Raw genomic sequence first — 22,392 nt, 5'->3', positions numbered from 1 at the left:
TAGGTACGTTTTTTATTTTAAATAAAATATTTTGTTATATTAAGTGAGAAAAAAGAGTATCACTTGTTACTGATATGGTGAACCGTATCATAAGTGAGTGATAAATTGACTGAAATCAGATAATACGGGTACAGCCGAGATATATGTAAAGACAGGCCAAATTATGGATACAAATTCCAAAATGTAGACTGTTATTATTTCATAGTAGTTGGTGAACATTATACGAATTTCACATTTAAAAGCTATAAAGCATCAATGCCTTATAGCTTTTATAACTATCACTCTATATAATTCCATCTACTTTTCAATATATAACACTCATATACAAAGTAGAATAGGGATCTCTCATTTTTATTGCAGCAAAACTATAACTGATTGAGCTTGCTTTCAGGCTCTTCACCATTCTCTACACGCTTTATATTATTCACAAAGAAATCATATCTTTTTTTATGGAATTTGAGACCATCAGGCAAGCCGGCTGTATGAGGAGTAAGTATCACATTGCTCAGATTTCGGAGTTCACTGTCAATTGGTAACGGTTCAGATTCAAACACATCAAGGCATGCGCCTGAAATGCCCCTGTTTTTTAATGTATCTATCAAGTCTCTTTCATTGACAATACTACCGCGGGCTGTATTGATAAAAAGGGCAGTATTCTTCATTTTCTTGAATACCTCTTTGTTGATCAGTTGTTTGGTTTGCTGATTCAAGGATAGATGTACACTTACTATGTCCGATGCGCCTACAAGAGTATCGAAATCCGTCATTTTTACAAAAGCGTCAGATTGTACAACGGGATTTCTAGCATAAACCAGAACATTCATATCAAAAACCCTGCAAAACTCAGTTACTTTTTTACCGACGGAGCCAAAGCCTATAATCCCGATGGTTTTGCCTTTTAATTCACTACCTGTATACTGCAATTCATTTTCATCTATCTTGTTTTTCATGAAAGCATCAAGAAACGGTATGTTTTTATAATAAGACAATATCATCGCCATTACATGTTCGGCAACTGCCTGTGCATTCACTCCCGCAGCATTGGCCGCCCAAACGCCGTACTGCGTGCAGGCATCTATATCTACATTATCAAATCCTGCACCCGTCTGTACCAACTTTAATTTTTTTGCTATAGAAAGCAGACTGCGGTCCACTTTAATATGTTCAGGTATGAGTACCTGACAATCTTCAATATGATGCAACATTTCTTTTCCGGGCTGGACAATTACAATGTCCCAGTCTTCCGGAAAATGCCCTACAATATTTGATTTTGAGGTCTCAGTAAAATATCCGACTATAAGAATTTTCATTTTTAAACCACCTTTCATGCTCTATACCTATTTCGAAGAAAATCCATTTGATGTTTGCAATTTTCTTTAATGATGTAAAATCTAGTTTATATTTTTTTGACATAAATATAATACCCCTTTTTTGATGGCATTTGTTTTGTTATATTAAAAAAATATCTATTTTGACTATATCATATTTGGATTTATTTTTATTAAAAGACATATAATTGTAATGATTCTTGAAAAAGCAGGTATTGATGCTATTGAAGTAAGTGGAGGAAATGGATCATCTTCTGAGCCAGACTTAATCAAAAGATGGGAAAATGGAAATAGAGAAAAACCACGATGTATTTCTTGTAATAAATGTTTTAATCCTAATGGGATAAGGTGTATATACAAATAAATAAAATTATATTTCATTTATATTGAATAAATTCAGTAAATGACTAATTACAAAATGGATGAACTGAGGAAGAATAATTCATTAACAAGATATATAAAGAAGAAATTGTATTAAGATGACCAACTAATTTAAACTTGACAGTACTACATTAGTAATATAATATTAAATTGTACCAACTGGTAGGTAAAAGGAGGAGATAATTTGTCTGATAAACGTAAGGAAATCGTAGAAGCATCATCAGCATTAATGAGATCTAAAGGATATGAAAATACAGCACTTAGTGATATTTTAGAGGCAGGCCAAATTGGAAAAGGGCAGTTCTATCACTATTTTTCTTCTAAACATGAATTGGGCTTAGCTGTGATAGATTATTTTTTTGAATCCTTCAATGAAGAATTGTTTGAAAATATATTAAGCTCTAAAAAGAGCCCAGAAGTAAGATTTAATGAAATGTTAGAGTGGGTTATTCAACGCCATCGAGCTAGAGAGACCAAATGTGGCTGCATATTTGGTAACTTTGCTGCTGAAATGAGTGAACATGATGAGGAATTTCGTCAAAGAATACAGAAAGTATTTGACATTTGGATAGAAAAACTAAAATTAGTTTTAGAGGAAATGATAAAATCAGCTAAATCAATAGAATCTTTTGAAGCTCAAAAGTTAGCGCAAGGAATTGTAGCAATGCTTGAAGGAGGAATTCTGATTATGAAAAATAAACAGGATATTAAAGTTTTAGAAAATATGGCTGATTTAGCTAAAGATATGGTTAATAATTTTATAAAGGTTCATCGTTAGATTCCACTACATTTTAAAGATAAAAGGGAAGCTCGTTTTAATGCATATAAAATAGGAAGAATATTAGAATCTACCTTGAAAAAGCGTAAAGAGAATGACTTGAACTAAATTATTAAAGAGCATGCTGCAATATGCAAATAGCAAAATTATATTATGATGGAGGTATAAAGATGATTGGAAAGTTATTAATAGAAGGAAATAACAAATTAAAGGAAAAAGGTATAGATATAGAAGTCTCAGCGGAAACAGGTAAGGTTTCAGAGCTTACAAGGAATTATTTAGATTCAATTATGATTGAATCTCGTGTCATAGATTCTAAAGAAGCTTCAACAGAAATGAAACTTTTTGGAGAAACTTTTAATACACCTATTATGGTAGCTCCATTATCAGGATTAGGAGGAATATGTTCTAATCCTATGGTAGAGGTGGCAAAAGGAGCTGCAGCAGCTGGAACTGCAATGTGGGTAGGCATTGGAAAAGAAGAGGAGCTTAAGGATATTATTGAAACTGGTGCAAAAACTATAAAGATAATTAAACCATATAAGGATAGCGAGCTTATATTCGAAAAAATATCTCAAGCTGAAAAAGCTGGAGCATTTGCAGTGGGCATGGATATTATCTTTTCCTTTGGAGGTAAAAGAAAAGATAGTTTAATTAGGCCAGAGCTTATGGGGCCTAAAACTTTAGAAGAGATCAAAAGTTATATTCAGTCGACAAAATTACCATTTATTTTAAAAGGAATTTTAAGTGAAAGAGATGCAGAAAAAGCTTTAGAAGCTGGAGCGGCGGCTATAGTAGTATCTCATCATGGAGGAAATCTTTTAGATTATGCAGTACCACCGCTAAAAATTCTCCCACGCATCGCAAAGGTAATTGGAGGAAGAATTCCTATAATAGTTGATAGTGGAATAATTAGAGGAACCGATGTATTTAAGGCTCTAGCTTTAGGAGCAAATGGTGTATTACTAGGACGTACAGTAATGGCAGGTTTAGCAGCTGAAGGAGCAGAAGGGGTTGCAAAAATTATAAATGGGACAAGCACAGAATTGCAAAGAGCTATGAGTTTAACTGGGTCTGTGGATGTAAATAATATTGATCCAGAAGTTCTATGGTTTTAAGAGGATAATTCATGTTATATCAAGTGAAAAATTCAGTAAGTTAGAAATGGATTGGATGTATTATGAAAATACAAAGATCAAGACAATAGTATTGCAGTAAAATTTAAAAACAGGAGGAAATAGCATGAATTTAAAATTAGAATTATCAAAAGTTGATGTAGATCAAACTTTAGATTTAGCAAATGAATATCAAATATCAAGTTTACCTACTATTGTCATGTTTAAAGATGATTAAAGAAGTCTATCCTAATAAATGGAACATGAACTAGAATGTGTTCTAAAAATATTCAAGTTCAAGTTATTAATAGGAGGATGTAAACAAATGTCAAGCATTTATGAAGATTTACAACAGTTTAGTTCTTATGCAGCGCCTATTGATCTTACATTTCATCAGTATCTTTTATTAGCTGATGAATCTATATTGATTCATACAGGCAGTGCACAGGAAGCTAAAGCTTTGATTCCTAAGATGAAAGAGGTTCTTGCTGGAAGAACACTAAAATATATTTTTATTTCACACTTTGAATCAGATGAATGTGGAGGTTTATCACTAATACTGAAGTATTTTCCTGAAGCTAAGCCAATCTGTTCAGAAGTTACGGCAAGACAGCTAAGCGGTTTCGGTATTACAAACGATATAATAATTAAAAAACCGGGAGAAAAGCTGGTTTGTAATGATTATGAGCTTGAATTCATCAATTACCCATCTGAAATGCATCTTTGGGGAGGATTATTGCTCATGGAAAACAAGCATGAAATATTCTTCAGCAGTGATTTAGTGTTCAGATTTGGAAACGCACATGGTATAGTAATAGAAGGTAATTGGCAAACAGAAATAGATAATATTACACCACAGCAAATATCAGACCCTCAGCAAAGAGTACAACTTCAGCAGGATTTAGTAAAATTTAATCCTAAATTTGTGGCTACTGGTCATGGCCCATGTGTTAAAATTTAACTGGCTGGAACGCCACTAGGAAAAGCGAATTATTATGTTTAAGTACCTGGCAATAAGTACGGTGTTAGAGATAAATGTTGCATCTGCAAAGTAATTGTGATTGTAGTTAATAACAGAGAAATAATATATATTAGAATATAATAAATCTTTACATAAAAAAAGTGAAGTAGTCAAAACAATTTTGATTACTTCACTTCTTTATAACTATCACTTTGAATATAATTTGTACCCCACATATGCAAAGCGTCAAAGATAGGCTTTAAACTGAGGCCAAATTCCGTAAGCGAGTATTCTACTCTAGGAGGAACTTCAGCATATACTTTTCTAAAAATCAACCCATCAGTTTCTAGCTTGCGTAACTGTTGTGTAAGCATCTTTTGACTTATGCCATTAATACCTTTATCAAGCTCAGCGAACCTTTGTGTACCTAGCGGCAGTAAATTTCTCATGATGAGAACCTTCCATTTATCACCTATAAGATTTACAGTGACTTCTATTGGACATGGAAACGACATGTCCATCTAAATTACCTCCTATACTAAAAATCTAATACTTACTTTTGGGTAAGTATAAAACCTAAAAGTTCCGTCTTGCGAAAAATTAGCAATGAAATTATTATAATAGATATAGAGTTGTGCGGCAAGATTACAAAATTGGATATTTAGGAGAAGAGCTAATAAACCAAATTTGATAATTATTATTTGAAAGTAAAATGGAGATAATTTTAATGAATAAGCTATTATTTGGAATATCAGGTTTGCCAATAGGCAGTGGAATAAAAAATATTAACTATGCCTCTGGAATAGATTATGTAAAATCAATAGGTCTGGATGCAATGGAACTTCTTTTTGTGAGAAATGTTAATGTTACAGACAAGAACAAAGATATAATATTGAAAACTAAGTTAGAAAATAATGTTTATTTATCCGCCCATGGATCACATTATATAAATCTAAATGCTGATGAATTAGAAAAGCAAGAACAGTCAATAGAAAGAATTACAAAAGCAGTGGACGGATTATTGAAAGTTAAGGGGAGAAGTTTAATATTTCACCCAGGATTTTATTTGAAAGACTCAAGGGAACAAACATACAATACCATAAAAGAAAACTTGTTAAAACTTCCTAATGAAGGAGTAGATTATAGACTTGAGACCACAGGAAAAAGAACTCAATTTGGGACACTTGAGGAATTAGTTTCTCTTTGTAAGGAAATTAGTTCTTGTAAATTGTGTATTGACTTTTCTCATATACATGCAAGAAGAAATGGCAGCTTAAAATGTTACGATGATTTTGCTGAAATATTGCAGTATGTATTAAATGAGCTTGGGAGAAGTGCATTAGATGATCTCCATATACATATGGGTGGAATAAATTATGGAGAAAAGGGAGAAAAGAACCATCTTCCACTGTTAGAAAGTGATTTTAATTATATAGATTGTTTGAGAGCTTTAAAAGATTATAATGTAAAAGGATGCGTAATTTTAGAAGGTCCTATGGTTGAGAAAGATGCTCTTTTACTCAAAAATACCTATGAAAAATTTTAGTTCGTGTTTGTGACGTCCTAAAACATCTTGTTGTTAAATTAATTGTATAATAATCAAAAAGTGATTATCCTATACTAAGTAGAACGGAATAAAAAAGTATCGTAGATTTATATTAACTTAATATAAATCTGTGATACTTTTTTATTTATTTTCTTTAATATGGCGGGAATAAAACAACTAAAGATATAAACATTAATTTGAGCAGATTAAGGAAGTGTTGAAAAATAATACAATTATGATAATTGTAGGAAGTACTAACGGTTATGTTGGTGAGGAATTGTTATTAGCAATTGACCAAATTGAAAATTTCTCTAGAAATACATTCCATCGAGGAGTTATCATCGGACCAGGCAGAAAAATAAATGCTAATGGTACGTATTTTAATACAGATATAGTAATTGAAAAAATACAACATGACAGCCTCTTTCGGTGGAAAAGGCTATCCTTATGATAATGCGTGCATTGAACCCTTGCATTCTAAGTTTATTTTGAATATGACAAACTGTTGTCAAATTCAAAATGTTAGAATGAAAATGTATTAAACACGAATTTTTATAGGAAGAAGATGAATAAAGTGAAAGATATGAATTTTGGTGATGTGGTTGAAAGCTCTACTAAAATAAGGAGACTCTATCATAAATTGGAAAAACAGTACCATGGGAAGGAATGGACAGTAGAAGAGGATGCATTAGCTTTTTTAACAGATGCTGGTTTGGTAGGACGTTTAACTATGTCTCAGCAAGAGCACTGGCCTAAGGGTGGAGATACAATTTCCGAACTTGAACATAAGCTTGCTGAATGTATATGGTGGTTGGTTGTTTTAGCTGACCGTATGAATATTAATATAAGTGAAGCACTTAAGATGTTTTTGTCCAAAACAGAAAAGCAGCTTGAATAATTTTCGGATTATAAAGATAATAGTTACCTTTAGGTGCCTATACCACTTTGAAGTGCTTACTTTACAGACTGTTTAGATAACAGTATTATAAAAACACAGATAGATAATATCCAATTTATAACATTAAGGAGGCTTTCTCTATGAAAGAACTTACAATTAAAAACTTAAATACCATTGAAGCAATTCAAAGAAAACAAAATGATAATGAATTCTACATTAAACCGGTAGTCGCTGGTTCTGATGCTAATCAGTGTACAGTATCATTTATTGAAGTACCACCTGGAAACCAAGCATTCGGTTACCACTATCATGAAAAAAATGAGGAGGTATTTTATATAATTAGCGGGGTTGGCTCAGTTAGAACACCTAACGGGATAAAATCAGTTAAGGCAGGAGATATTATAACTTTTCCAGCAGGTAAAGAAGGTGCACATGTAATTAGTAATGCTTCCGATACGGAAAAGCTTGTTTATGTTGATTTTGACACACGCAACGTACCTGAACTTGTCAGCTTACCAGATAGTAATCAAATAATGGTTGTCGGAAATCATATACAAGGTACATTTAACATGGAAAAATAGGATTATTAGCAAAAATAGTACTAAGCTTTTGAAAGCTAAGGTACTATTTTTATTGTATATTCTGTTTATTGAATTATAGATTATCATTGATCTTCTGTTTATATTGATTTCCCCATGCCAACATGGAATTAAGTACAGGCTTTAGGCTCATGCCATCTTCGGTAAGTGAATATTCAACTCTCGGCGGTACTTCAGCATATACAGTTCTTTCTACAAGTCCATCTTCTTCCATCTCTCTTAGCTGCTGTGTAAGCACCTTTTGGCTTATAGAATGTATTGATTTCTTCAACTCTCCAAATCTTTTAGTTCCATTAATGAGGTCTCTTAATATTAACACTTTCCACTTCCCACCTATAAGGAATAGTGTTGTTTCAATGGAACAAGCGGGTAATTCTCTTTTCATAAATTGCACATTCTTTCTTTTTATATTTTAAGATAAAGAGTAAATATTTGGTGATTTGCACTTTAGCATCCATGTATTAAACCGCTAAAAAGCTATTAGTTACTTTTTGGCAGTTATAGTATTTTGGATACTTGCTTATAACAGTATACTATTGAAGTTATTATATAGCAACGTTCTTATTGTTAACAGTGTTCTAATGGTATAAACTACTAACACTAGAATTTAAGAATTTAGGAATATAAGAATTTGCTTATAAAATGCGGGATTAGGAGATAATTATATAAATTTGGCTGATATTTTAATGTGATTTTTAAAGTTAATACATACATCCATAGTAGCAGTTTAAAAAATGATATCTGCATAAAAATTTGTGGAGGCATATAAAAATGATTAGTGATAAAATTATGATTGGATCAGAAGATAAACAGGTGTTTGATAAAAAGCAGATAGCTTTGGCTATTAGAAATTCAACCTTTGATGATGAGCTGTCTTGTTCTTTATTAGAAGAGGAGATACTAAATAAGTGTGAGGGCTGTTCTTTAAAATATATTTGTGATGGAATTGATAAGGTGGCTGAAGATTATATTAATAAGACAACACAGGTGGTAAATAGTTTTAGTTTTGATTAAAAGAATATGCACAATAATATGTAACACAAAAAACCAAGGTTCATGTGACCTTGGTTTTTAGGCGTGATTATAATGTATATAATGGGCAGTTGAAGCGAATATATAAGAAAGGACTTAGATTAATAGAAAAAGTTTAGGATGATGAAGGGTGAACTATATCATAAATAAATGCGGACTTTACTGGAATTTAATGGTTAAAGTAAGAAAGGGTGGATTTATGTCCAATATATTTACATAAATCCAAATTGATAAAGAAATGGAATCGTTATACATCACAATTACGATATAGCTCCAGACCGTTCATTATATAGGGACGGACAATATCTACAAGTAAATCGGTCCGATCATTTTCCTCCGCCTTAAACCAAGAATACGTAGCACTGTAGATAGCTGAGCATGTCATGGCTGAAATAATTTTTGTATTAAGGTTGTCTTTCATGCAGAAGGTATTTCCTTTCAAAAATATGCCTTCTATCATTTCTTGTAGCATCTTTTTTATCTTTTCGTCAACAAGCTTAGCAATAGATTTGGAATCCCATTTGCATATCTTATAAAAAGTCACTATGTAATTGTGTGTCAATAAGATCAACTGATTACATATTTCATCTGTAAATTCCTGAGCATGTATCACTTGTTCAGGAGTCATCTTATAAAAGGCCTGTTCTGTAATTTCTTCTAACAAAGTATATTTATCTTCATAATGGGCATAAAAGGTAGCACGGTTAATAACAGCTCTTTGTGCGATATCTTTTATAGTAATTGCATCGAATCCTTTTTTATGTAATAAAAAACTAAACGATTCCCTTATTAATTGTCGTGTGCGCAAGACTCTTGGATCTTCTTTGTTTACCATATATATCTTCCTTTCAAAAACATCAAGTATCGAAATCTGTTGTTTAAGCAACTTTTCATTTAATCTGCTGGTTGTAATCATAAAAATATCGTACTAGTATAATATCATGCAGATGTTGCTTAAACAACATAAATATAATTAGCTGAAAGGAAGGATAATATGAACATAAAACAAAAAAGAATTTTGATATTTGGCGCCGGTGTGGTTGGCAGTATATATGCGCTCAGATTTGCACAGTCTGGACTGGATGTCACATTATTGGCTAGAGGAACGAGGCTAGAGGCACTAAAAAAGGATGGACTACAATATAACGACAATGGAACGATAAAGCAGATGTCTATCAAGACAATCGAAAAACTGGAAGATGACGATATCTACGATTTCATCTTTGTTCCAGTACGTTATGATCAGGCTGAATCTGCGCTATACGAAATTAAGAATAATCATAGCAAAACTATTATCACCTTGACTAACACCATGGGATATGACAGTTGGCTTGAAATTGTAGGAGAGCGGTTGCTTCCAGGATTCCCAGGCGCAGGTGGTGACATGAAAGATGGTGTTCTGTATGCCCAATTTGGTTCCGAAAAGCATCAAGGAACAATTTTTGGTGAAATAGATGGACAAATTACTGAAAGAGTGAAAGAACTTGCTCAAATATTTGAAGCATCAAATTTGCATTATGAAATACAAGAAAACATAACGGCATTCCATATTTCCCATACCGCGACCGCTATAGTTATCAAACATTTTTATACGAATACTGGTATGATGGATATAGAGACAGCAAAAAGTGAAAGAACTTTACTAAAGATTGCCACAGAATTAAAACAAAATATACGCATGGTAGCTCAAGCAGGAATTGCAGTAATCCCACCAGAAACGAAGTTAATGGGAGAAGTGCCAGAAAAGGATATTATTGCTATGTACCGCAAGATGCTGAGCAATGATTTTACGATTGATGTTTTGCTTGGAAACCATGCTGTAAGTGCAAAAGCAGAAATAATGTTGTTGGATGAGATATTTAATAAAAAGATGCTATAATTAATTTACAATGGTAAATAATGCGAAGTAGAGAATTTTTATATAAGTGATATAAAAAACAAGCTACAGAGAAAAATGTATGCTCAATGTAGCTTGACATTTCTTTTTTTTATTCTGTTTAACAATTGTGTTATATCTGTAACTTTATAAAAGTAAAGCTATTATTGTTTATTATTCTTTAGATCTATAAGGTGTGAAGAATGCTCGAATTTCCTTAGCGAGAGGTTCAGGATCTTCCATAGAAGTAAAATGTCCACCTTTGAGCATTGTAGTCCATCGAGTGACATTTAAATTGCTCATAGCCCATTTTTTAGGTGGCAGCAATACATCAGCTGGGAAAAGGGCTATGCCTGTTGGTACGTTTATATGTCCCATTGGTGGCAATGAATGTACATTTTCATAATATGCATTTGCTGATGAGCCTATGGTATTTGTAATCCAATAGATCATTATATTAGTGAGAAGTTCATCTTTACTAAAGTTCTTATTTAAATCACCATTACAATCACTCCAGCTGCGAAATTTTTCTATAATCCATGCGGCCAAGCCTACAAGTGAGTCAGAAAGTCCATAGGCAATGGTTTGAGGTTTTGTAGATTGAATAGACATATAACCTCCCTCATTTGAAATCCATTCAGAGGCATTTTTCTTATATTGTAGTTCTTCTTCTGAAAGTTCTGCTTCATTTTGAGAAAACATAAGATTTCTAATAATGCCGATATCTGTTAGATGGATTCCTATTAGAAGTTCTGGATGGTTTAATGCCAAGTATCTTGTAACCCCTGAACCCATATCACCACCAGCAGCAGCAAATTTACTATAACCAAGCTTTTCAGTCATTAGTTTTGCCCAAAGCTCGGAAACACGACAATTATCCATGCCACTATGTTTTGAAGTACTAGAAAAACCAAATCCAGGTAGTGAAGGGGCAATTACATCAAAGAATGTGATATTTGCAAAATATATAATAATAAAGGTTTAACTAGTATATAATATCAATTAAAATTTGATGATCATGTTATTATGCTAAAATTAGCAGGTTATCTTCATATATGAGGACAGTAGAATTCATGGAATCACAAAGATGGAAAGAGAAAGCAATTCTATTACAGGTTATATTCGAGGAGGATTCAGAAACTATAGAGGTATTTTTTCCAATCAAGGTTAAATTTAATAATTCAAAATTGAAAGTAGAATTGAACAATTTAGCATTAAAATATTGAACAGAGATAGTTAGTATAGTTTCTATAATACCATTAGTAGTGAGTGATAAATTCTACAATGAAAAGTTGAGTTATCACTTACTACCGATACGGAGAACCGTATCATAAGTAAAAGATAGCATGTAAAAAAAGAAATATTATAGATATAGAAATAATTATAAGAAATAAATATTGACACTTGAAAGTCTAATTGTTAAACTATAAATAGTTAGAGTTCTAAGTAAAGTTTAGGAGGAATTTGAATGACTAATTCTGGATACTCTGTAGAAACAATATATTCACAATTAATTAGAAGTATTGCGATAAAAATGAAACTCAGTTCTGATGAAAAAGTAAAAAAGTTAGGATTGAATTCTCAACAAGGACGTATGATTGGTTATATTTATGAACATCAAGACAGTGGTATTATTCAAAAAGATTTGGCAAAAGTCTTTCAACGTACAGAAGCAAGTATTACAAGTATGCTGCAAGGATTAGAGAAAAAAGGGTATATTGAAAGAAGAATTCCTAAAGAAAATGAGAGACAAAAATATATATATGTATTGCCTAAAGGTGCTGAACTTATAGAAGATTTTAATAAATTGGTAGTTGAGTCAGAGAAAAATATTATTGCAAACTTGACGGAACAAGAAAAGGAAACTTTGTTAGCTTTGTTATTGAAAGTAGATAGAAATATATAAGTTATTAATATAATAACTTATAACTAAAAACTTAGAATTCTAAGAATATGAATTCTAATAATACTTATTATGGAGGATGAAATTATGAAACAAAAATTTTCAAACGAATATTATTTAGAAAGTGCACCGATTACTAAGGCAATTGCACATTTATCTATTCCTATGATGATCGGTATGTCAGTAGGTACAATATATAACGTTATTAATGCTTTTTTTATTGGACTATTAAACAATACAGATATGTTAACTGCCATTACTTTAGGATTACCAATCTTCACTATACTAATGGCTTTTGGAAATATGTTAGGAGCTGGAGGTGGAACATTTATAACTCGTCTTATTGCTAAACAAGACGTAGACAAAGCTAAGAAGATAGCTGGATATTCTTTTTATAGTAGTATTATCATAGGAATTTTGCTTGGAATGATTGCTATGATAGCACTTAATCCTATTGTTAAGATTTTGGGGGCAGATACTTCTGCTATTATTAATTATACAAAAAGTTATTCTTTAACTATGTTTATTGGTGGTTTTGCAATTATAATGAACTTCGCATTGGAGCAAGTTGTGCGAGCAGAAGGAGCATCAAAAGAATCAATGTTCGGAATGGTTGTAAGTACAATTTTTGGTCTTATATTTGACCCGTTATTTATACTAGTATTTAGATTTAATGTTGTAGGGGTAGCATTGTCAATGATTTTAGCTAATATAGCTTCATCAATTTATTATATTTACTACTTGGAAACAAAAAGTGAGAATTTAAAAGGATTTATTAAGAATATTAATATTTCCCTTAAAGATAAAATAGAGATATATAAAATTGGGGTTTCTGAATTGTTCCTAGCTGGTTTTCTAATTATTACAACGCTTCTTTTGAATAATTATTCAATCAGATATGGAGAAAGTGTAGTAGCTAGTTTTGGTATTGCCTTGAGACTTGTACAAGTACCAGAATTTCTTGCAATGGGGCTCGCATTAGGAATTATTCCTTTAATTGCATATAATTTTTCTAATGAAAACTTTAAGAGATTAAGAGACAGTATAAAACAATCAGCTTTATGGATTTTAGGATTATCAGGTGGATTTGTTACTTTAGTTTTTATTTTTAGAAATGTAATTATTCATCTGTTTTCTAATGATTCAGCAGTATTAACTGTTGGAGTTTATATCATGGCGGCCATGCTTATTTCTGCATTTTTCAATGGATTTACTACATTATTTACAGGAATTTTTCAAGCATCAGGTCAAGGAATACCATCAACAATTATGGGAATTACACAAGGAATTCTTTTTATTCCTGTCATAATAGTATTGAATGATTTCTATGGATTGCATGGTGTTATATGGTCTATGACAATTACAGAAATAATTACCTTTTTAACTGGAGCAATACTATATATTATTTTTAATAATAAAATAAAAAAGAATCAAGTAGTAGCAAACTAGTATTAATAAATATTGTGTCTGTATAACCACCTAGATTTAATAAAGTAAGGCACATGAAAATAAATATAACTTTAATTATGGATAATATATATAGGAACAAAATGAAAAAGTATAGCTTAGTAGTATTTATTCATCTAGAATTTCTTTACCAATAAACTATTTCAAAAAGTTCTATGATATAATGACTTAAACAAATGAACTATTAATACAATTCTTCTACAGAAGGAGTTTAAAAATGAATGAATTTGATGAGCTTTTAGAGTTATTAAAAGAATTTAAAGAGTCCCAAAAAGCATTAATAGCTATAGGGGATGAAACAAGACAATTAATAATAAGTACGTTACTCTTGAGTGATTGCAGGGGAATAAGAGTAGGTGATATTGCAGAGAAGGCTAAGATTTCAAGACCATCTGTGTCTCATCATTTACAAATATTAAAGAATGCAAATATGATAAGTGTTCGAAAAGAAGGAACAAGGAATTATTACTATTTGGATGCAAAGGAAAATGAACTAAACAAGATAATAAAACTTTTTGATCATGTAAATTCAATTATGAAGTTGGTACCTGATAGAAGAGATAATTTTTAGGGCTGCGGTATAACTGTTACGGAGAACTGTATTATAAATAGAGGATAATATGTGAAATTTAAGAATTATACTATAGGTATCAAGTTAGGTTTCAAGGGAGCAACAAAAGAAACTGTTGCATATGTTGATTTCAAAAATAACAATAAACAAAACTAGAGATATAGAATCAATAGAGCTTAAGTAGAGAACTCAAATCTATGATTTGATGTGAATCACTTAGCGAACGAATGTGAGTCGAGTTTCCTTTATTAATGAGTTACTTAAGTAATGGAGGAGAACCTAATCCAGATGGAATTGGAGGCGGTTCTCCTTCTTATTTTGCGTCAAGAAGAAAGTTGATGATAAATAGTAATTTCTCGTCATATACCTATTTTAGAAAGTCGCCTTGACAAAAAACTAAGAACGAGATAATATGGTTGATAATATCAATTAATTTGGGGGCGCGGTATGAATAAAGAGAAAGTAATTAGAAAAGAGATAAGATTAATTGTGAGAGAATTAGGTTTATTAAACCACAATTGCTTTAATTCAGGCTTGACACTTGCACAAGCGCACATATTAAACTACCTAAAGCAAAACGGAAATACTCCTTTTAATGAATTATTAATAAACCTGGGTATTGATAAGGCTTCACTTAGTAGAATAGTTAGTAATATGGAAGCAAAAAATTATTTAGAATTGAAAAAGTCTGAAGATGATAAGAGAATGAAGGATATTTGCCTTTTACCATTAGGTTTAGCAACTATTAATGATGGGGATTATAAAGCAAATACATTTATGAATGAAATTTTAGATTTAGGAGATAGCGAGGACATAGACAATATTGTTAGGGCATTTAGAGTATTTCGTATTCTTGCATTAAAAAACAATCTTAGAAAGAATGATTCTAGAATTTTGATTGAAAAAATTTCAGAAAATTATATGGATGATGCAATAAAATTAGCAACAGAAGTATTTGCTCATGAGCAGGGTATTCCAGCAGAATCAATTGTAATTGATGCTGATTTAAAACCAATCTGGTGGTGTGCAAGAGTAGGAGAAGATATTATTGGAGTTGTTGCAACATGGAAAGAAAAAGATAAATGGAAATGGGGAAGATTTGCTATTGATAAGAGACTACGAGGTCTAGGTATTGGTCAGAGAATGGCTATTTATTCATTAAAAGAAATTTTTAGACAATATACGGACGAGTTATATATTGAAGCAAGAGAAGTAACTGTAAATATGTTAATAAAATTTGGATGTAAAGTTATTGGAGAAGCAGAAGATTTTTATGGTGAACCCATAACACCAATATTATTAAATAAAGAATTGTTTGATGAACATTTGAAAAGTTACATCAATGTATGAAAGTAATGAAGAAAAAATGTAAAAATATTGCTTAAAAACATGGTGTAATTAATTCATAAAGGTAAAATAAAGTGACACAGCAGTAGAATAAAAGCAAAAACAGCGACAAGGCATAAAATGGTGAATTATGTCTTGGCGCTGTTTTTATATGCTGATATACCACATATTAGTTTTATAATATATAATTTCACTTACCTTGAACCTGTTGACAGGATGTTGTTATTACCCAAATGAGTAAGAAGAAAGAATTCTGTATATATTCAAATATGTTTAATGCTACTTAGAGTTATCTTGACTTATTAATGGTATCCTTATAACGAAGTCCATGGCTAACAATAGTGAAGAATTAAAAGAATTAAATACGCACAGGAGTAGAAGGATTAGTGAAAAAACTCAATACTATTAGTATTAAAAGTACATTTTAAGGCATGAAAGGAATATTTTAGTGAGTAAAAGGAATATTTTAGATAAAATAAAGCAAATACTGAAAGTATTTGCTTTTGATGCATTATTTTCTACCTTTGGAGCAATATGTATTTACATAGTTTTAATAGTGTGTAAATATGTAATTGTAGATAGTGGTAATGCAAAATAAATAGATATAGACGATTAGTTACCGAATGTATTATTATGTAATTCATCTTATAGAAGGAATTGAGTTTATGAGTAATAGAGAAATTATTAAAAAATTATTTTTATTATTTAAACCATATAGAAAAAATATTACTTTAATAATTATTGGATTAATAATTTCTTCATTGGTAAGTTTAGTAATACCTTTTCTTAGTAAAAGTATTATGGATGATGGATTTTTAAAATCAGACATAAAAAAGATTATGTTTATTTCTACGCTTTTACTTATAGCAATTACAGTTGATAACATAATATTATTGTTTAGAGAATATCTTAGAGTTAATCTACATTCTAAGATAAAATATACATTATTTGAAAAAGCTTTTAACCATTTATTAAATAGTAATTTAAGTTATTTTACCAATAAAAGTAGTACAGAAATATTAAGCAATATACAGTATAACTTAAATAATATAATTAAAATAACTGATCAAGACTTTTTTTCTCCAATAACACAAATATTTAATATGATTGGTGCCACAATTGGACTTCTCATAATAAATCCTAAACTCACAATTTTAATTTTATTCTCTATACCAATAAAATATCTAGTTGTTAGATTTTTTTCGAAAAAAAGAGAACGTTTAACAAAAACGTGTATAGAAGCAAATAGAAATTTTGCTAGTTGGTTTGGAGATGTAATTGATGGAATAAAAGAAATAAAACAATTTAATATATCTAATTGGAAAAAAGAAGAATTTGAAGAAAAACAAAAAAAAGTGATTAATATGGACAAACAGTTCTCATTATTAGATTCATATAATATATCATTTGATTCATTTTTTCTTAAATTAATAACGATATTACTTTATATACTTGGAGCAAATTTATTTCTGGATTTAAATATGACAATTGGAAGTATATTTGCATTCATCACTTATAGTTCATATATAATTACTCCAATATATTCAATATTAAATATTAAATACATAGTTGCTGGGATATTACCTTCAGCAAAGAATTTTTACGAATTTTTAGATTTAGAGGTTGAAGATAAAATGCCATACAGTCAGCTACCAGCAATAAAAGGAAAAATCAATTTTGAAAATGTGCAATTTTCATATGATAGCACAAAAATTATTCTTAATAATCTTAATCTTACAATTGAAGCAGGTGAAAAGGTAGCATTAATTGGACTTAACGGAGCTGGGAAATCTACTATTTTAAATCTTATTTTAAGGTTTTATAAACCTATCTCTGGTAAAATTCTCATAGATGATAGAGATATTAATAAAATTAATATAAATCAATACCGTAATATAATTTCTACAATAAACCAACAGGTATATCTTTTTAATGGAACCATAAAGGAAAACATATTACTGTATAAGAATGTCGATTCAGATAAATTTAATAAAGCTATTGAAGATAGTCAGCTTAGTGATTTTATAAATAATGTTAGTGAAAATTATTTTATAGATTCAAATGGCAAAAATCTATCAGGTGGACAAAAACAAAAAATTGCCATAGCAAGAGCAATTCTTCGAGATACTCCAATAGTAATCTTTGATGAAGCAACATCAAATTTAGATATAGAAAGTTCAATGAAAACTTATAAATTAATAGATACAACTTTAAAAAATAAGACTATTATTATTGTTTCTCATAAATTAGAAATTTTGAAACATGTAGATAAAGTTGTATTAATTGATAATGGTAGCATTAGTGCTATTGGTAGCCATGATTACTTATTATCCAATAATGAAGTATATAAAAATTTGATATATAAGCATTATATAGATTAGTACTATATAGTGATATATATATATATTTTTCTTCAAGGGGGGTGAGACCTATGAGAAAACTAGGAAAAAAATCTAATAAATTTAGACAAGAGACTGAAAACTCTTGGGGAAGGTGCACTTGTACTTGTCAATCTAATTTATACAACAGTTATAGCCATTCAAACGGTACAGGGTACTAATAAAAAAATAGAAGTGATAGTCATATCACTTCTATTTTTATAGAATAGGAGGTAATATTTTTGAGTAAAGATCCTTTTATATACAAATTTAAAACACCTAGAAGTAATTATATATATGATATAAATACAAATATGCTTGTTAGTATTAATAAAGAAATTTATGATATTTTAGGAAAAAAAGATATATCAGATTCTATTGATAATTCTAGTGAAGAATTTGAAATAATAAATGAAATGAAAAAAAGTGGGTTATTGTCCCCTAATAATATAGAAATAATTGAACATCCTGAAAGCTATTTTTTAGAATCTACCTTTAAACGTAGATTAAATACAATAACATTACAAATTACTCAACAATGCAATTTAAGATGTAAATATTGTGTTTATTCAGGTGACTATGATACTAGAACTCATTCCAATAAAATGATGACCATTGAAGTGGCTAAGAGATCAATTGATTTTCTAATTAATAATTCAATTGATTCTAATATGTTGAATATAGGGTTTTATGGTGGTGAGCCACTGTTAAGATATGATTTTATAAAAGAGTGTATTGAATATGCTGAGAATAAAGCAGAAGGAAAAGAAATATCATTTCAAATTACTACTAATGCAACACTTATCACTCCTGAAATAGTCAGTTATTTCGAAAGGCACAATGTGTTTTTAACAATAAGCTTAGATGGTAATAAAGAAGCTCACGATAAAAACAGGGTATTTGCTACTAGTGGATGTGGTTCTTTTGATGTAATCATTAAGAATTTAGGAGAAATAAAAAAATCATTTCCTAAATACTTCAGTAAAATTCTTTTTAATACCGTAATAGATCCTAAGAATGATTTTTCTTGTACAAATAACTTTTTTACAAATTATGAGACTATAAAAGATTCAACCATAAGTACAAACTTAATAAATTATAACTATTCAAAAATTCATGTTGATAAAAATGAAGATTTCATTATAAATTGGGAATACGAGCTTTTTAAGTTATTTCTATATAAATTAGGTGAACTAAGTAAAAAACATATAACTAAGCTTCAAGATGCATATTTTGCTTCTATAAAAATGACTCTATTTGATAGGGGTGTTACGAATTTAAGACAAAGAAAAGCCCATCCGGGAGGTCCATGTATACCCGGAATACAACGATTATTTGTAAATACAGACGGAGTATTTTATCCATGTGAACGAGTAAGTGAAAAGTCTGAAATAATGAAAATAGGAAATATTGAGGACGGATTTGATATTGAAAAAATATATAAGTTATTAAATATAGGCAAAATAACTCAAGATCAATGCAAAAATTGTTATGCTTTTTATTTTTGTGGGTTATGTGCAGCATTTGCTGACAATCTAACTGAGCTATCCAAAGATATAAAATTAAATAACTGCGAGTCTACTCGCAAACGTGTAGAAAATATGCTAAAAGATTATTGCATGCTTCGAGAATTTGGATATGACTTCGAAAAAGAAAATTTATAAATAGTGGAGGTATATACATGGAAAGTTTGATGATATATCCATTTGATATAGAAAGTATGCCATTAGTAAGGCATGAAAAGTTACTTTCTAAATATTCAATAAAAGTATTAGTTTCACCAAATGGATGGGGAATGACTAATAAAGATGCTGGTATTATTGATAATAGTAATGAAACCAATATAACGATTAGTGAGAATTTTGAAAAAGAGATCACTAATGTTGATACTGTGCTTTTTGTAGAGTCAAATATCAAATTAGATTTTGAAACGGTGATATATCCTAAAGTTCTACTTGCCATAGAACAAAACAAAAATATTATTTGTTCAATTAAGCTAGAAGAAAAAATCAAAAATGAAATTATGCATAAGTGTATGGAAAAACATATTAGATTTGAATACTTGATGTCAAATGAAAAGAATGATATGCAATCAAAAGATGAACAAAAAGCATTATTTGAAATTAATTCTCCTGTTGTTTTTGTATGTGGGAATGATGAAAGAACAGATAAGTTTGAGATACAACTACTCTTAAGGGAGTACTTGTTAAAGGATGGCTATATTTTTTCTCAAATCGGAACTAAAAACTATTCTAACTTGCTTGATTTTCATGTTTTTCCGCAATTCATGTATGAAAATTCTTTGTCAGAGACAGATAAAATAATACGCTTTAATCATTATGTAAAATATATAGAATTAACAGAAAATCCAGATTTAATAGTTATAGGAGTACCTTTTGGTATAATGCCTTTTGATAATGAATTCAATAACAACTTTGGAATAATGCTTTATGAAATTTCCAATGCATTAAAACCAGATTATGTAATTATTTCCAATACTTATAGAGATTATTTAAAAGAAGATTTCAAAGACATGTGTAATTTAGTAAAATATAAATTTGGCTTTGATATTGATTGTTTTAATATATCGAATACTAGGATAGATTGGAATAGTTCTAAACAAGCATCCAGAAAGGCTTATACTAAAATACCGTCTACATTTATAGATGAAAAGATTTCACAATTTAAAGAGAATGATATACCAGTAGTAAATATTTTAAATGAAGATAATTCTTTATTTTTATATGAACATTTAATAAATAATTTATCTGAAAATGAAAAAATCACATGGTTATAAGGAGTTAATATTATGGAAAATGATCGAAATAATAAAGAATTAATCAAAAATGAAATAGCAGAGGTCATGGATAAATTATTTAATATACAAATAGATGAAGATTCATTAGATGAACCACTGTTAGGGAAAAGATTAAAACTTACAGCTAGAGATTTAGTATACTTGTATTTTGAAATTAAAAATATTTGGAACATAAATATTTCAGAAGAATCAATCATTTCAGGTAAGTTTCATACCATTAATTCTATAATTACGCTTATACAGGAAAATTAAGAATAGACATAGTAATGCCGACGTATAAAGATAATATGTGATATAGATGCAACAGTGATTTTCAAGAATATTAAAACATTATAAAGCATTAAAGGAAAAATATATAAATTAAGGCATAAGTTTGGTTAAAAGAATACGAGTATATAAATATAGGATACTAATATATTTGGCACATGTGCCGTATGAAGGAGTGAAAAATATGAAAATAGGACATTCACAAGGAGCTACAATGAAAGTTTCTTTCTCTAGTTCACAAAATATAGGAAATAATATTCCTAAAACAAAAAAAGACAATGATAAAAGTGAAGAGCAAAAAAATGTATCAAATAATTCGAAAAACTTAAGCTTAAAAATGAAAAATGATAGAAGTGCTAATCTATTGAAACAAAAAGAAAATATAAACAAAGCAAAAAATGATTTCAAAGATAATGCCCTTAAACAAAATATGGATCCAAAAGCAATGAAAGATAAACTTGATGAATATGATAAGCAGCTTCAAGATATTGATAAAGAAATAAATCAAATAGAAATGGAAGAACAGAAAAAAGCTCTAAACAATGAAGCAGATGAAAAAAAGGCAGATGATAAAACAGATAATCATACAAATTCTCAAAATAAAAATAAAAATACTGAAAGTGATAATACAACAGATTTAATGAATGTTTTAGTAACATCTTCTGAAAACTTAAATATTATCAAACAGAATAAATCAATAAACGTAGGCTTAAAAGGTGAGAAAAAGGTTTTAGAATCTAATATTGAATTAGATGCTTCACGTGGATCATCTAAGGTAGATCGTGATAGACTTTCTAAATTAGATGATACAATTAAAGAAAGTCAAAAGAATATGTTTAATTCTTTACATGATATAACTAAAAATACGGGAAAAATTAATGGAGATAATTTAAAGGGTGATGATAATATAGATCCAAATTCTTCAGAGGCATTAGAGGATTTTGACGCTCAAAATTCAGACGCTGATTATGATAAAACTTCTTTAAATTCCCAATATATAAAAAAGTATGCTGAAAATTATGAGGAGAAAGATAAAGAAGGTAATACGATAAATTCATTATCATAGCAAGCATTTCAGTGAGTCTTCGATATGATAAATTAGATACATATCCATCATTAATAATAAT

General features: G+C 29.7%; 27 protein-coding genes and 1 pseudogene. 23 read left to right on the top strand and 5 right to left on the bottom strand.

Annotated features, from left to right (window positions below):
* Positions 1-365 precede the first annotated feature (365 nt).
* Positions 366-1,310: an NAD(P)-dependent oxidoreductase gene (locus L3B98_RS13465; RefSeq protein WP_238917077.1), complete on the bottom strand. Its 945-nt coding sequence runs from the start codon at positions 1,308-1,310 to the stop codon at positions 366-368.
* 211 nt (positions 1,311-1,521) lie between these two features.
* On the opposite strand from L3B98_RS13465, the gene L3B98_RS13460 reads away from it, so the two are divergent.
* The 5 genes from L3B98_RS13460 (at position 1,522) to L3B98_RS13440 (ending at position 4,563) form a co-directional block, all read left to right on the top strand.
* On the top strand, positions 1,522-1,692 hold the full coding sequence (locus L3B98_RS13460) for a hypothetical protein (protein WP_238917075.1): 171 nt from the start codon (positions 1,522-1,524) through the stop codon (positions 1,690-1,692).
* Positions 1,693-1,893: 201 nt separating this feature from the next.
* Positions 1,894-2,487, top strand: coding sequence for a TetR/AcrR family transcriptional regulator (locus tag L3B98_RS13455; RefSeq protein ID WP_077361805.1), 594 nt, complete (start codon positions 1,894-1,896; stop codon positions 2,485-2,487).
* A gap of 170 nt (positions 2,488-2,657) precedes the next feature.
* Entirely contained in the window at positions 2,658-3,605 is a 948-nt protein-coding gene (locus L3B98_RS13450) for an alpha-hydroxy-acid oxidizing protein (protein ID WP_238917074.1), read from the top strand.
* A 124-nt stretch (positions 3,606-3,729) separates the two neighbouring features.
* Positions 3,730-3,840, top strand: a complete 111-nt coding sequence (locus L3B98_RS13445) for a thioredoxin domain-containing protein (RefSeq protein ID WP_238917072.1) — start codon at positions 3,730-3,732, stop codon at positions 3,838-3,840.
* Positions 3,841-3,927: 87 nt separating this feature from the next.
* Positions 3,928-4,563, top strand: a complete 636-nt coding sequence (locus tag L3B98_RS13440) for an MBL fold metallo-hydrolase (RefSeq protein WP_238917070.1) — start codon at positions 3,928-3,930, stop codon at positions 4,561-4,563.
* Positions 4,564-4,748: 185 nt separating this feature from the next.
* Here L3B98_RS13440 and L3B98_RS13435 read toward each other — a convergent pair whose 3' ends face one another.
* A complete protein-coding gene (locus L3B98_RS13435) occupies positions 4,749-5,084 on the bottom strand; it encodes a helix-turn-helix domain-containing protein (RefSeq protein ID WP_238917068.1) in 336 nt (111 codons plus the stop codon).
* Between the two features lie 206 nt (positions 5,085-5,290).
* Between L3B98_RS13435 and L3B98_RS13430 the strand changes: the two genes are divergently transcribed.
* The 4 genes from L3B98_RS13430 to L3B98_RS13415 all read left to right on the top strand — a co-directional run bounded on the left by L3B98_RS13430 (position 5,291) and on the right by L3B98_RS13415 (position 7,588).
* Positions 5,291-6,109, top strand: coding sequence for a TIM barrel protein (locus L3B98_RS13430; protein ID WP_238917067.1), 819 nt, complete (start codon positions 5,291-5,293; stop codon positions 6,107-6,109).
* 235 nt (positions 6,110-6,344) lie between these two features.
* The gene (locus tag L3B98_RS13425; protein ID WP_077361817.1) at positions 6,345-6,560 is read left to right on the top strand and encodes a hypothetical protein; all 216 of its coding nucleotides are present in this window, start codon (positions 6,345-6,347) and stop codon (positions 6,558-6,560) included.
* A gap of 114 nt (positions 6,561-6,674) precedes the next feature.
* The gene (locus tag L3B98_RS13420) at positions 6,675-7,007 is read left to right on the top strand and encodes a MazG-like protein (protein WP_238917065.1); all 333 of its coding nucleotides are present in this window, start codon (positions 6,675-6,677) and stop codon (positions 7,005-7,007) included.
* A gap of 140 nt (positions 7,008-7,147) precedes the next feature.
* Positions 7,148-7,588, top strand: coding sequence for a cupin domain-containing protein (locus L3B98_RS13415; RefSeq protein WP_077361819.1), 441 nt, complete (start codon positions 7,148-7,150; stop codon positions 7,586-7,588).
* Positions 7,589-7,661: 73 nt separating this feature from the next.
* Here L3B98_RS13415 and L3B98_RS13410 read toward each other — a convergent pair whose 3' ends face one another.
* Positions 7,662-7,991: a helix-turn-helix domain-containing protein gene (locus L3B98_RS13410; protein ID WP_077361821.1), complete on the bottom strand. Its 330-nt coding sequence runs from the start codon at positions 7,989-7,991 to the stop codon at positions 7,662-7,664.
* A 386-nt stretch (positions 7,992-8,377) separates the two neighbouring features.
* Here L3B98_RS13410 and L3B98_RS13405 point away from each other — a divergent pair, with 386 nt between their 5' ends.
* Complete coding sequence (locus L3B98_RS13405) at positions 8,378-8,620, top strand: hypothetical protein (protein ID WP_238917063.1); 243 nt, start codon at positions 8,378-8,380, stop codon at positions 8,618-8,620.
* A 265-nt stretch (positions 8,621-8,885) separates the two neighbouring features.
* On the opposite strand, the gene L3B98_RS13400 is transcribed toward L3B98_RS13405, so the two are convergent.
* Positions 8,886-9,473 carry a TetR/AcrR family transcriptional regulator gene (locus tag L3B98_RS13400; protein WP_238917062.1) on the bottom strand — a complete coding sequence of 196 codons (588 nt, stop codon included), beginning with the start codon at positions 9,471-9,473 and terminating at the stop codon, positions 8,886-8,888.
* A gap of 159 nt (positions 9,474-9,632) precedes the next feature.
* Here L3B98_RS13400 and L3B98_RS13395 point away from each other — a divergent pair, with 159 nt between their 5' ends.
* The gene (locus L3B98_RS13395; RefSeq protein ID WP_238917060.1) at positions 9,633-10,517 is read left to right on the top strand and encodes a 2-dehydropantoate 2-reductase N-terminal domain-containing protein; all 885 of its coding nucleotides are present in this window, start codon (positions 9,633-9,635) and stop codon (positions 10,515-10,517) included.
* A gap of 171 nt (positions 10,518-10,688) precedes the next feature.
* On the opposite strand, the pseudogene L3B98_RS13390 reads toward L3B98_RS13395, so the two are convergent.
* Positions 10,689-11,459, bottom strand: a pseudogene (locus L3B98_RS13390) (alpha/beta hydrolase); the annotation flags it as partial.
* 523 nt (positions 11,460-11,982) lie between these two features.
* Between L3B98_RS13390 and L3B98_RS13385 the strand changes: the two are divergent.
* The 12 genes from L3B98_RS13385 to L3B98_RS13335 all read left to right on the top strand — a co-directional run bounded on the left by L3B98_RS13385 (position 11,983) and on the right by L3B98_RS13335 (position 22,331).
* Positions 11,983-12,420 (top strand): MarR family transcriptional regulator, encoded by a 438-nt coding sequence (locus L3B98_RS13385; RefSeq protein ID WP_238917058.1) that lies wholly within the window; start codon positions 11,983-11,985, stop codon positions 12,418-12,420.
* Between the two features lie 84 nt (positions 12,421-12,504).
* Positions 12,505-13,866: an MATE family efflux transporter gene (locus L3B98_RS13380; RefSeq protein ID WP_238917056.1), complete on the top strand. Its 1,362-nt coding sequence runs from the start codon at positions 12,505-12,507 to the stop codon at positions 13,864-13,866.
* A 235-nt stretch (positions 13,867-14,101) separates the two neighbouring features.
* Positions 14,102-14,455: a metalloregulator ArsR/SmtB family transcription factor gene (locus L3B98_RS13375; protein ID WP_238917054.1), complete on the top strand. Its 354-nt coding sequence runs from the start codon at positions 14,102-14,104 to the stop codon at positions 14,453-14,455.
* A 251-nt stretch (positions 14,456-14,706) separates the two neighbouring features.
* On the top strand, positions 14,707-14,844 hold the full coding sequence (locus L3B98_RS13370; RefSeq protein ID WP_238917053.1) for a hypothetical protein: 138 nt from the start codon (positions 14,707-14,709) through the stop codon (positions 14,842-14,844).
* A 58-nt stretch (positions 14,845-14,902) separates the two neighbouring features.
* Positions 14,903-15,805 (top strand): GNAT family N-acetyltransferase, encoded by a 903-nt coding sequence (locus tag L3B98_RS13365; RefSeq protein ID WP_015391941.1) that lies wholly within the window; start codon positions 14,903-14,905, stop codon positions 15,803-15,805.
* Between the two features lie 445 nt (positions 15,806-16,250).
* On the top strand, positions 16,251-16,400 hold the full coding sequence (locus L3B98_RS13360) for a hypothetical protein (protein ID WP_238917052.1): 150 nt from the start codon (positions 16,251-16,253) through the stop codon (positions 16,398-16,400).
* 67 nt (positions 16,401-16,467) lie between these two features.
* Positions 16,468-18,183, top strand: coding sequence for an ABC transporter ATP-binding protein (locus L3B98_RS13355; protein WP_238917050.1), 1,716 nt, complete (start codon positions 16,468-16,470; stop codon positions 18,181-18,183).
* Between the two features lie 50 nt (positions 18,184-18,233).
* The gene (locus tag L3B98_RS28940; protein ID WP_257788319.1) at positions 18,234-18,362 is read left to right on the top strand and encodes a hypothetical protein; all 129 of its coding nucleotides are present in this window, start codon (positions 18,234-18,236) and stop codon (positions 18,360-18,362) included.
* Between the two features lie 60 nt (positions 18,363-18,422).
* A complete protein-coding gene (gene ccpM, locus L3B98_RS13350) occupies positions 18,423-19,844 on the top strand; it encodes a Cys-rich peptide radical SAM maturase CcpM (RefSeq protein ID WP_015391943.1) in 1,422 nt (473 codons plus the stop codon).
* Between the two features lie 17 nt (positions 19,845-19,861).
* Complete coding sequence (locus L3B98_RS13345; protein ID WP_238917048.1) at positions 19,862-20,977, top strand: TIGR04066 family peptide maturation system protein; 1,116 nt, start codon at positions 19,862-19,864, stop codon at positions 20,975-20,977.
* A 12-nt stretch (positions 20,978-20,989) separates the two neighbouring features.
* The gene (locus L3B98_RS13340) at positions 20,990-21,250 is read left to right on the top strand and encodes a hypothetical protein (RefSeq protein WP_077361842.1); all 261 of its coding nucleotides are present in this window, start codon (positions 20,990-20,992) and stop codon (positions 21,248-21,250) included.
* A gap of 199 nt (positions 21,251-21,449) precedes the next feature.
* Entirely contained in the window at positions 21,450-22,331 is an 882-nt protein-coding gene (locus tag L3B98_RS13335; protein WP_238917047.1) for a hypothetical protein, read from the top strand.
* Positions 22,332-22,392 lie beyond the last annotated feature (61 nt).

Source organism: Clostridium sp. YIM B02555, assembly GCF_022320955.1.
GTDB classification, from domain to species: Bacteria; Bacillota; Clostridia; order Clostridiales; family Clostridiaceae; genus Clostridium; species Clostridium saccharoperbutylacetonicum.
This window is presented reverse-complemented; position numbering and strand designations above follow the sequence as displayed.